Here is an 11,150-nt window from a genome sequence, read left to right on the forward strand (position 1 = left end):
AACCTTGCGACGGGTCCGGGTGCCCGGCCGGTCGGCCATCGCGCTGCGCACCCCGTAGGTGAACGCGGCGACCTTGACGACCGGGCCGCCGAAAGTGGCGGCGAACAGCGCGGTCATGGCGCTGACGTTGGTGGTCGCCGCCTGGACGTTGCTGGTGATGGCGTCGACCCGGACCAGCTGGGCGTTGGTCGTGGTGACCGTCGTGGTCACCTCGGACAGCAGCGGGACGGTCTCGTCGGAGACCCCCTTGATCATCGACCGGGTCTCGTCGAGGACGCCGCCGAGCTTGAGCAGCGGGACCGCCAGGGCGCCGACCAGCAGCACGAACGCGATGGCCGCGATCAGACCCGCGACGTCTCCCACAGACATGGCGCCGACCCTATCGCGGCCCTCGACGACCCCGACCGGTGAGTTCCCGGGGCGAAATGTGAGCTCCCGCCCCGGAAACCCACCAGTGTGTGCGTCCACAGCGCGCCGACCTCGGCCACCTGTCCACAGCTGCCGTCCGAGGCCTCGTCAGCGGGCCTTGCCGCCGCCCATCGTCGTTCGCGGTGGATGGCACGCGACGAAGCCTGCGGACGGCGGACCTGCTCGATGTGGAGGTCACCGCCGACGAGCTGCGCGGCCCGGGCTGGCGCTCCCCCTTCCACGGCATCCATGTCCCGGCCGGCAACGCCGGAGACCCCGTGCTCCAGCGGATCCTCGATGCGGCCGAGCTGGTACCTGCCGACGGCGCCTTCGTCGGGTGGTCGGCAGGGCGACTGCTGGGAGCCGACGAGCTCGACGGACGTGGCCGCAGCGGCCGCCAGCTGGAGCCGGTCCTCATCGGCGTGCCGACCTACGACCAGCATGTGGCGCCTCGCGACGGTGTGCGGTTCGTCCGCAGCCGGTTCACTCCCGACGACGTCGTGGAGGTCCGGGGCGTTCGGGTGAGCGGGGACGTCCGGACGACCTTCGACCTGATGCGCTGGCACGGCCCGGAGGACGCGCTGGTCCTCGGGGACGTGATGGCCCGATGGCTCGACGTCGACCCGGGAGCCGTCACCGAGTACGCCCGGAGCCAAGGGCGGCTTCGCGGTGTCCGCGTCGTGCGCCGGATGGCACCCCTCGTCGACCCGTCAGCACGATCCACCGGCGAGTCGCGTCTGAGATACATGTGGGTGATGGAGGCCGGTCTTCCCGTGCCGCAGTGCAACCCCGACGTCGTCGATGACCGCGGCACCGTGGTCGGGATGGCCGATCTGTTGGACGTCGAGATCGGGCTCCTGGGCGAGTACGACGGAAGCATCCACCGGGAGCTGCAAGCGCACACCTTCGACAACACCCGCGAGGAGAACTTCGAGGATCTCGGTCTCGTCGTCATCCGGGCAACCTCCCTCGACGTGACCCGCTATCGGGCGCAGACCGTGGCACGAGTCCACCAGGGGCGCCGTCGGGCGCTCGAGCACACGCAGCGCGGCATGCGCTCCTGGGGCTGGGCGCCGGCGCGACCCTGGCGGCCACAGTCCATCCCCGTCGACTGGTGAGTTCCGGGGGCCCGAACGGACATTTCACCCCTGAAACGCACCAGTGTGATCGGTCAGGTGCCGCCGCGGACGAGGGCGCGCAGCTTGTCCCACAGGTCGGCCAGCCGCGCCTCGGCGCCGTGCCGGGTGGGGCGGTAGTAGGTCCGCGGCAGCACCACGTCGGGCGGGTACTGTTGCCCGGCCACCCCGCCGGGCTCGTCGTGCGGGTAGACGTAGCCCTTCCCGTGCCCGATCGTCGTCGCCCCCCGGTAGTGCGCGTCCCGCAGGTGGGGCGGGACCGGTCCGGCCAGCCCGGCGCGTACGTCGCTGATGGCGCTGTCGACGGCGACCACCACGGCGTTGCTCTTCGGGGCGAGGGTGAGGTGGATGACTGCCTGGGCCAGGTTGATCCGCGCCTCGGGCATCCCGATCAGGGCGACGGCTTCGGCCGCGGCCACGGCGGCCAGCAGGGAGGTCGGGTCGGCCAGCCCGATGTCCTCCGAGGCCAGGATCACCAGCCGCCGGGCGATGAACCGCGGGTCCTCCCCCGCCTCCACCATCCTCGCCAGGTAGTGCAGCGCCGCGTCGACGTCGGACCCGCGGACCGACTTGATGAACGCCGAGATGACGTCGTAGTGCTGGTCGCCGTCCCGGTCGTAGCGCAGAGCCGCCCGGTCGACCGCCGTCTCCAGCGTCTCGACGTCGAGGGTCGGCGAACCGGTCGCCAGCGCCGCTCCGGCACCGGCCTCCAGCGCGGTCAGGGCACGGCGCGCGTCCCCACCGGCCACCCGGAGCAGGTGGGCCATCGCCTCGTCGGACACGTCCAGCGCCCCGTCGAGGCCGCGCGGGTCAGCGACCGCGCGACGTACGACCTCCTCGACCCCGGCGTCGTCCAACGGCGCGAGGGTGAGGAGCAGCGATCGGGACAGGAGCGGCGACACCACCGAGAAGTGCGGGTTCTCGGTCGTCGCGGCGATCAGCGTGACCCAGCGGTTCTCGACGGCCGGGAGCAGCGCGTCCTGCTGGGTCTTGGAGAAGCGGTGCACCTCGTCGATGAAGAGCACCGTCTCGCGGCCGGACATCGCGCTGTCCCGGCGGGCCGCCTCGACGACCGCACGGACCTCCTTCACCCCCGCGTTGACCGCCGACAGCTCGGTGAACGCGCGACCGGTCGCCGACGACACGAGGTAGGCCAGCGTGGTCTTGCCGGTGCCGGGCGGTCCCCAGAGGATCACCGACGCGGGCCCGGCCACCCCGCCGTCGCCGGCCACCAGCCGCCGCAGCGGCGAGCCGGGCACGAGCAGATGGTCCTGGCCGACGACCTCGTCGAGGGTGCGCGGCCGCATCCGGACGGCGAGCGGCTTGCCGGCGTCGCGGTCCGGCCGGTCCTCGGCGGCCGACTCGAACAGGTCCACGGGCCCGACGCTATCCGCCCGCGCCGACGCGCCAGCGACAATGGGCGGGTGCTCGCCCGACTCGGCCGTTCCTGCTTTCGCCACCGGCGCCTGGTGCTGCTCGCCTGGCTGGTCGCCTTCGTGGGCGGGATCACGGCCGGTGTGCAGGTCTTCCCGCGGCTCGACACGGACTACTCCGGCTCGTCGATCGAGTCCTTCGCCGGCTATGACCACCTCGAGTTGTCGGCCGAGTTCGGTTCGCGGATCAGCGCCCTGGTCGACCGCCCGACAGACGCGGACGGCCAGCAGGCGCTGTCCGCCGCGCTCGCCGACCTCCGGATCACCGAGGGGGTGGCCCGGGCGGTCGACCCGCTGACGGCGCGGGCCGAAGCCGGGCTGGTCAGCCCCGACGGCACGAAGGCGCTCGTCGTGGTCGACCTGACGAGGGGCCTCGAGGGTGCCCCGCTCGACGAGGCCGTCGACGCCACGACGAACCGGCTGCGCCAGCTCGGCGACGACCTGCCCGGCGAGGTCCTGCTCGGCGGCAACGAGCTGCTCCAGCGCGAGAGCGCGGAGCAGTCGCAGCGTGACACCGAGCGCGGCGAGCTGGTCGCGCTACCGATCACGCTCGCGGTGATGGTCCTGCTGTTCGGCGGCTTCGTCGCGGCCGGCGTCCCCCTCCTCGGGGCGCTGTGCTCGATCGCCGGCGGGCTGGCCGCCCTGCTCGGCGTCTCCTACCTGATGGACCTGGACCCGTCGGTGCCCTCAGTGACCACGGTCATGGGGCTGGGCCTGTCGATCGACTACGCGTTGCTGATCGTGCAGCGCTACCGGGAGGAACGCGGGCTCGGCCGCGGGCCCGAGGACGCGGTCGCCGTCGCGCTGTCCACGGCCGGCCGCACCATCTCGTTCAGCGCCCTGACCGTCGCGACCGCGCTGACCGGCCTCTTCGTCTTCGAGCTGTCCATCTTCCGGGCGCTCGGCGCAGCCGGCGTGACGGTCGTGGTCGTCGCCCTGCTGGTCGGCCTGACCCTGGTGCCGGCGCTGATCGGCGCCTTCCACCGCCGGATCCGGGTGCCGACGACGCGGGTGTCCGACGACGGCTTCTTCTCCCGGATGGCTCGCCGGACCCAGCGCCACGCGCTGCTGGTCACGCTGCTGCTGTCGGGGTTGCTGCTCGCGCTCGGCACGCCGTTCCTGCGGGTGGAGTTCCAGAACGGCGGCGCCGACCTGCTCCCCGAGGACTTCGAGGCGCGGCGGTACGTCGAGGCGGTCGCCGCGGCCTTCCCCACCGAGGCCACCGACCCGGTCCTGGTACTCGCCCGGGTGCCTGCAGCCGAGCTGCAGACCTGGGCCGACACGGTCGCCGACCTGCCGGAGGTGGCGCGGGTCGCCCCGGCCGAGGACCGGCAGCAGGGCTGGTCGATGGTCGAGATCACCCCCCAGGGCGAGACCCAGGGCCACCAGGCGCAGGACCTGGTGGACGAGCTGCGAACCGACCGGCCCGACTTCGAGACCTGGGTGACCGGGCCGGCCGCGATCCTGGTCGACTTCAAGGCGCTGGTCCTCGAGGGGCTGCCCTGGGCACTGACCATCCTCGTCGTCGGCACCTTCGTGCTGCTCTTCCTGATGACCGGCTCGGTGCTGGTGCCGGTCAAGGCCCTCGTCATGAACACGCTGTCCCTGGGCGCGACCTTCGGCGTGCTGGTCTGGGTGTTCCAGGACGGTCACCTGTCCGGTGTGCTCGACTTCACGCCGACCGGTGCGCTGGAGACGTGGGTGCCGGTGGTCGTGTTCGCGTTCGCGTTCGGGCTCTCGATGGACTACGAGGTCTTCCTGCTGTCGAGGGTCAAGGAGCTCTACGACTCGGGGCTGTCCAACGACGACGCCGTGGCCGTCGGGCTGCAGCGCAGCGGCCGCATCATCACCTCGGCGGCGCTGCTGGTGCTGATCGTGTTCCTCGGCTTCACCAGCGGCAAGCTGCTCGGCATCAAGCAGATGGGCCTGGCCCTCGCCACGGCGGTCGCCGTCGACGCCACCCTGGTCCGTTGCCTGCTGGTCCCCGCCACCATGACCCTGCTCGGCGACAAGAACTGGTGGGCGCCGCCCTGGCTGCGCCGGGTCCACGACCGGATCGGCTTGCGCGAGCACGTCGAGCCGCCGCCGGTCCGGCAGCCGGCGACTGACCCGGTCGAGGTGACGCGGTGACCGCACGCCGGCTGGCGTCCGCTGCGGAGCTGCACGCGCTCGCACCGCACGACGCGTACGTCGCGCAGGTCGACGACTCGGCGGCCGCGCTGTGGGCGGGTGACGACGGCGCGGTCGGCTGGCTGGTGCGCTCGCCCCGGTGGCCTGGCAGCGGCCACCTGACCTGCTTGGGCGACCCGTCGGCCGCCGTCGCGCTCCTGGGCGACGTACTTCTCGAGGACGGCGAGGTCGCCGTGGGCTCCGCGTCCCTGTCGCGGGACGTCGTCCCGCTGCTGCCCACCCACCTGCGCCTCGAACCGGCGAACGACTGGGAGTGGCTCGCCACGACCACCCTCCCGCCGGTCCAGCCCGGCGAGGACCGGGTCCGGTGGCTCGGCGAGCCCGACCACGACGACATCACCGAGCTGCTGCGCACGCACAGCGGCCGCCACGACGCCGAGCCGGGCCAGGACCACGCACGTCGGTGGTGCGGCGTGCGAGACGGCTCGGGCGAGCTGGTGGCGGTAGCCGCGCACACCGAGTTCTGGACCGGGGTGCCGTTCCTCGCGTCGGTCGCCACCCGCAGCGACCAGCGCGGCCGCGGCCTCGGCGGCGCGGTCACCGCGTGGGTGACCCGGCGCCTGCTCGAGGAGCGCAGGCCGCGGGTGACGCTCGGGATGTACAGCGACAACGACGTGGCGCGGCGGCTGTACCTCCGCCTGGGCTACCAGGTGGTGCACCGCTTCACCAGCGGCCGGCTGCGCCGCGGCGACCCCGCCGGGGTGAGCGACTGACGTCCACCGCCGGTCGACGGAGTGCTGCGGGGACGGGTCAGGAGCGCGACGGGCTCGGCGGCTCGCCCGGCTTGCTCTCCGGCGTCGACGTCTGCGCCGCATCCTTCGCGGGCACGGCGTCGATGCCGGCGTCCTTGCGCTGCTCCGGCGTGATCGGCGCCGGCGCAGCGGTGAGCGGGTCGTAGCCGCCGCCGCTCTTGGGGAACGCGATGACGTCGCGGATCGACTCCGACCCGGCGAGCAGCGCGCAGATGCGGTCCCAGCCGAAGGCGATGCCGCCGTGCGGCGGGGCGCCGTAGGCGAACGCGTCGAGCAGGAAGCCGAACTTCTCCTGCGCCTCCGCCTCGGTCAGGCCCATGACGGCGAACACCCGCTCCTGCACGTCCCTGCGGTGGATACGGATCGACCCACCGCCGATCTCGTTGCCGTTGCAGACGGCGTCGTAGGCGTAGGCCAGTGCGTGCTCCGGGTCCTCGTCGAAGCGGTCGACCCAGTCCGGCTTCGGCGAGGTGAACGCGTGGTGCACGGCGGTCCAGGCCCCGGCGCCGACGGCCACGTCGCCGCTGGCCCGCGCGGCGGAGCTGGGCTCGAACATCGGTGCGTCGACGACCCAGAGGAACGACCAGGCGGACTCGTCGACCAGTCCGCAGCGCCGGCCCACCTCGACCCGCGCCGCGCCGAGCAGCGCCCGGCTGGCAGCCGGCTCGCCGGCGCCGAAGAAGACCGCGTCACCGGGTGCCGCACCGGCGTGCGCGGCCAGGCCGGCCTTTTCCTCGTCGGAGATGTTCTTGGCCACCGGGCCGGTGAGCTCGCCGTCCGCACCGACGAGGACGTACGCCAGGCCGCGAGCACCACGCGCCTTCGCCCAGTCCTGCCAGCCGTCGAGCTCCTTGCGGGACTGCGAGCCGCCGCCGGGCATCACGACAGCGCCGACGTACGGCGCCTGGAACACCCGGAACGGCGTGCGCGCGAAGTACTGCGTGCAGTCAACGAGCTCCTGCCCGAACCGCAGGTCGGGCTTGTCCGACCCGAAGCGTGCCATCGCCTCGGCATAGGTCATCCGCGGCATCGGCATCGGGATGTCGTGGCCGATGAGCCGCCACAGCGCCGAGAGCACCGCCTCACCGAGCTCGAGCACGTCGTCCTCGTCGACGAAGCTCATCTCGATGTCGAGCTGGGTGAACTCCGGCTGCCGGTCGGCCCGGAAGTCCTCGTCGCGGTAACAGCGGGCGATCTGGAAGTAGCGCTCCATGCCGGCGACCATGAGCAGCTGCTTGAACAGCTGCGGCGACTGCGGCAGGGCGTACCAGCTGCCCGGCTGCAGTCGTGCGGGCACCAGGAAGTCGCGAGCGCCCTCGGGCGTCGACCGGGTCAGCGTCGGAGTCTCGACCTCGACGAACTCGCGGTCGTGCAGCACCTCGCGGGCGGCCTGGTTGACCTTGCTGCGAAGCCGCAGGGCCGCCGCTGGCGCCGGCCGCCGCAGGTCGAGGTAGCGGTGCTTGAGCCGCACCTCCTCGCCGACCTCGACGTGCTCGTCTATCTGGAACGGCAGGGGCGCCGACTCGCTGAGCACCTCGACGTCCTTGGCGACGACCTCGACCTCACCCGTCGGCAGGTTGGGGTTGGCGTTGCCCTCGGGGCGCCGGCTGACCTCGCCCTCGATCCGCAGGCAGTACTCGCTGCGCAGGCCGGCCGCCACCGCCTCGTCGCGGATGACCACCTGGACGAACCCGCTCGCGTCGCGCAGGTCGATGAACGCGACACCGCCGTGGTCGCGGCGACGGGCGACCCAGCCGGCGAGGGTCACGGTCTGGCCGGCGTGCGACGCGCGCAGCGAGCCGGCGGTGCGGGTGCGGATCAAGGGAAGTCCTTCACATCGGTCGAGCTGTCGGTCGGTCAGAGATCGGCGGAGCCGGACACGGACGGGCGCAGGTCCGCCTCCGGCGGGACCCAGGCCCGCGGATCGGCGTCGACCTGGTCGCCGGAGCGGATGTCCCGCACCTGGTGAGTGCCCTCGTCCTGGGGGAACCAGACGTACGGGATCCCACGACGCTCGGCGTAGCGGATCTGCTTGCCGTACTTGGCCGCCGTCGGCGACATCTCGGTTGCGACACCTCGCGACCGCAGCGCCGTCGCGATCTGCTGGAGCGACGCGCGTGACTCCTCGTCGGGCAGCGCGACCAGCACGCAGGTCGGCGTCGAGCGCGACGCGGTCAGGAGCCCGCGGCTGAGCAGCGGCCCGACTGCCCGGGTCACGCCGAGCGAGATGCCGACACCCGGGTACGTCGTTCGCCCGTCGCTGGCCAGCGCGTCGTAGCGACCCCCGGAGCAGATCGAACCGACGTGCTCGAAGCCCTGCATCCGCGTCTCGTAGACGGTGCCGGTGTAGTAGTCGAGCCCGCGCGCGATGCGCAGGTCGGCGACGACGGAGAACCTGTCGGAGCGCAGCCTCGCTGCGCCCATCAGCACCCGGGCCAGCTCGTCCACGCCCTCGTCGAGCAGCGGGTGCTGCACGCCGAGCGCCTTCACCTTGCCGGCCAGCTCGTCGCCGTCGGCCGTCACCTCGGTGAGAGCGACGCAGGCGCGAGCCTGCTCGGTGCTCAGCCCGACATCGTCGGTGAGCATCGCCACGACGGTGTCGGCGCTGACCTTGTCGATCTTGTCGACGACGCGCATGACGTCGCCGACCTGCTCGGGGGCGACGCCGGCGCCGAGGTAGTAGCCCTCGATCAGCTTGCGGCTGTTGACCTGCAGGCGCACGGGCGGCAGCGGCAGCCGGGCGAACGCCTCGGCGATCACCTGGGCGATCTCCACCTCGTGGTGGAAGGACAGCGTGTCCTTGCCGATCACGTCGATGTCGGCCTGGGTGAACTCGCGGTAGCGCCCCTCCTGCGGCCGCTCGCCGCGCCACGCCTTCTGCAGCTGGTAGCGGCGGAAGGGGAACTCGAGGTGTCCGGCGTTCTCGAGCACGTAGCGCGCCAGCGGCACGGTGAGGTCGAAGTGCAGCCCCAGGGTCGAGCCCAACAGGTCTCCCCCGGCCGGCACCGCCTGGTCCTCGGGATCGGCCTGCAGGCGGCGCAGGACATAGACCTCCTTGTCGGTCTCGCCCTTGCGCAGCAGCTGGTCCAGCGGCTCGACGGCCCGCGTCTCGACCGACGCGAAGCCGTGCAGCTCGAAGACCTCACGCAGCACGTCGAGCACGTGCTGCTCGACGATGCGCTGCGCCGGCAGCCACTCCGGGAAGCCGCTCAGCGGCGTCGGCCTGGCCATTCCTACAGCCCCCTGGCCGGCGGCGACAGCCGCGGCTCCGCGGCGAGACCGCGCAGGAACGGGTTGGTGGCGCGCTCGCGCCCGATCGTGGTCTGCGGGCCGTGCCCGGGCAGCACGACGACCTCGTCGTCCAGCGGCAGGACAGTGCGCGCCAGGCTGCGCATCATCTCGTCGGGGTCGCCTCCGGGCAGGTCGGTGCGCCCGATCGAGCCGGCGAAGAGCAGGTCCCCGGAGAGCATCACCTGCGGTACGTCGTCGCCGGGCAGCCGGAAGGCGACCGACCCGGGGGTGTGCCCCGGCGCGTGGTCGACGCTGATCTCCAGGCCGGCCAGCCGCAGCACCTCGCCGTCGTCGAGCGGCCTGACGTCGTCGGGCTCGCTCCACTGCAGACGGCCACCGAAGAGCGCCGCAGTCTCCGGCGAGATGCCGGTCATCGGGTCAGCCAGCATCCCGTCGTCCGCCGGATGGATGTACGCCGGGATCCCCTTGGCGCCGCACACCGGGGTCACCGAGTAGGTGTGGTCGATGTGCCCGTGGGTCAGGAGGACCGCCACCGGCTGCAGCCGGTGCTCGCGCAGGACCTCCTCCAGCTGCTCCTCCACCTCGACGCCCGGGTCGACAACCACGGCGTGCTCGCCGGGGCCGGGAGCCACGACGAAGCAGTTGGTGCCGAACGCGGCGGCGGGAAAGCCGGTGACGATCACGATGCCTTCTCGGTCGGGCGGGCAGGAGTCCACAGGAGCCTACCGGCGGCTTGCCACCGCCTTTCGGGTCGCCAATGAGCGCCACCCACCTAGACTGTCCGACCGGACCGGAGCGATCGACGGAGGAGACGTCTTGGCCGGCAGTGCGAAGCGGGAGCGCCAGCTGGCGCGCGAGCACTACGAGCGGCAGCAGGCACGCCGCCGTGACACTGCGCTCCGGCGGCGCAAGTCGCAGCAGATCGCCGCCGTTGTGGTGGCGGTCCTGCTCGTCGCCGGTGGCGTGGTGTGGCTGGCTGTCGCGGGCGGGGACGACGACGACACGGTGGCCACCAAGGGCAAGGACTCGGCCAGCCCGAAGGCCTCCGGGTCTCCGTCGCCGAGCAGCTCGCCGAGCGAGACCGAGGGGGCCGGCTGCACCTACACGAAGGCCGGTGAGGCCTCGAAGGACGTCGGCCTGCCCGCCTACGACGCGGACAAGCCGGAGAAGTACACCAAGCCATTCACGGCAACCATCAGCACCGACCAGGGTCCGATCACCGTCGAGATGGCCGCCGCAGAGGCGCCGTGCACGACGAACAGCTTCCGGCACCTCGCCGAGGCGAAGTACTTCGACGGCACCTCCTGCCACCGGCTCACCACCGGTGGGCTCTCCGTACTGCAGTGCGGCGACCCGACCGGCACCGGATCCGGCGGCCCGGGCTACCAGTTCGGCGAGGAGAACCTCCCCGCCGACGCCCAGAACAACTACCCGGCCGGCACCGTCGCGATGGCCAATGCCGGACCGGGGACGAACGGCAGCCAGTTCTTCCTCGTGTACGAGGACAGCACCCTGCCGCCGAACTACACGGTCTTCGGCACCATCACGGAGGGCCTCGACGTGGTCACAAAGGTCGCCGAGGCCGGCGTCGAGGGCGGCGGCGAGGACGGGAAGCCTGCCACGCCGGTGACTATCGAGCGCGTGACCATCGGGAAGGCCTGACGTGACCGACCAGCCCGACCGGCCCGACCGCCCCGACCGGCCCGACCGGCCCGACCGGCCCGACGGCCCCGGCCCCGGCCCCGGCCCCGGCCCCGAGGCTCTCGAGGGCGCCGAGCAGCCCATGCTGCCGGACATGCCCGAGCTGCCCGAAGCGCCGCTGCCCGTCGAGTCGGTCGAGTCCGTCGAGTCCGTCGAGTCCGTCGACCCCGTCGACCCCGTCGATCCCGTCGAGGTCGCCGACGCTCCTGAGGTCGCCGAAGTCCCCGAGGGGCCTGAGGTCGTGGAGGTGGCCGACCCGCCGGTCGCCGACCAGCTGT

10 protein-coding genes are annotated in these 11,150 nt (G+C 72.6%); 5 read left to right on the forward strand and 5 right to left on the reverse strand.

Annotated features, from left to right (window positions below):
- Window positions 1-369, reverse strand: a 369-nt coding sequence (locus tag VK640_15185) for a DUF948 domain-containing protein (protein ID HTE74521.1), incomplete at its 3' end; no start/stop codon positions are given.
- A 182-nt stretch (window positions 370-551) separates the two neighbouring features.
- Between VK640_15185 and VK640_15190 the strand changes: the two genes are divergently transcribed.
- Entirely contained in the window at window positions 552-1,526 is a 975-nt protein-coding gene (locus VK640_15190; GenBank protein HTE74522.1) for a hypothetical protein, read from the forward strand.
- 53 nt (window positions 1,527-1,579) lie between these two features.
- Here the strand turns inward: VK640_15190 and VK640_15195 are convergent, their stop codons facing one another.
- Complete coding sequence (locus VK640_15195) at window positions 1,580-2,920, reverse strand: replication-associated recombination protein A (protein HTE74523.1); 1,341 nt, start codon at window positions 2,918-2,920, stop codon at window positions 1,580-1,582.
- 48 nt (window positions 2,921-2,968) lie between these two features.
- On the opposite strand from VK640_15195, the gene VK640_15200 reads away from it, so the two are divergent.
- Window positions 2,969-5,107, forward strand: coding sequence for an MMPL family transporter (locus VK640_15200; protein HTE74524.1), 2,139 nt, complete (start codon window positions 2,969-2,971; stop codon window positions 5,105-5,107).
- On the forward strand, window positions 5,104-5,880 hold the full coding sequence (locus tag VK640_15205) for a GNAT family N-acetyltransferase (protein HTE74525.1): 777 nt from the start codon (window positions 5,104-5,106) through the stop codon (window positions 5,878-5,880). The genes VK640_15200 and VK640_15205 overlap by 4 nt, the downstream gene beginning before the upstream one ends.
- A gap of 37 nt (window positions 5,881-5,917) precedes the next feature.
- Here the strand turns inward: VK640_15205 and aspS are convergent, their stop codons facing one another.
- From aspS to VK640_15220, 3 genes are read right to left on the reverse strand one after another with little or no spacing between them, the layout of a single operon-like run.
- Complete coding sequence (gene aspS / locus VK640_15210; GenBank protein ID HTE74526.1) at window positions 5,918-7,741, reverse strand: aspartate--tRNA ligase; 1,824 nt, start codon at window positions 7,739-7,741, stop codon at window positions 5,918-5,920.
- Window positions 7,742-7,776: 35 nt separating this feature from the next.
- Entirely contained in the window at window positions 7,777-9,150 is a 1,374-nt protein-coding gene (gene hisS, locus VK640_15215; protein HTE74527.1) for a histidine--tRNA ligase, read from the reverse strand.
- Window positions 9,151-9,152: 2 nt separating this feature from the next.
- A complete protein-coding gene (locus VK640_15220; protein ID HTE74528.1) occupies window positions 9,153-9,854 on the reverse strand; it encodes an MBL fold metallo-hydrolase in 702 nt (233 codons plus the stop codon).
- A 133-nt stretch (window positions 9,855-9,987) separates the two neighbouring features.
- Between VK640_15220 and VK640_15225 the strand changes: the two genes are divergently transcribed.
- Together VK640_15225 and VK640_15230 are read left to right on the forward strand one after the other, a co-directional pair.
- Window positions 9,988-10,833, forward strand: a complete 846-nt coding sequence (locus tag VK640_15225) for a peptidylprolyl isomerase (protein HTE74529.1) — start codon at window positions 9,988-9,990, stop codon at window positions 10,831-10,833.
- A 1-nt stretch (window position 10,834) separates the two neighbouring features.
- On the forward strand, window positions 10,835-11,150 hold a 316-nt coding region (locus VK640_15230; GenBank protein ID HTE74530.1), incomplete at its 3' end, for a hypothetical protein.

The organism is Actinomycetes bacterium (genome assembly GCA_035489715.1).
Taxonomy (GTDB): Bacteria; Actinomycetota; Actinomycetes; order JACCUZ01; family JACCUZ01; genus DATHAP01.

Excerpts from the sequence above, each read along its gene's own strand:
- hisS (HTE74527.1), bottom strand. The coding sequence starts at position 9,150 with ATGGCCAGGCCGACGCCGCTGAGCGGCTTCCCGGAGTGGCTGCCGGCG.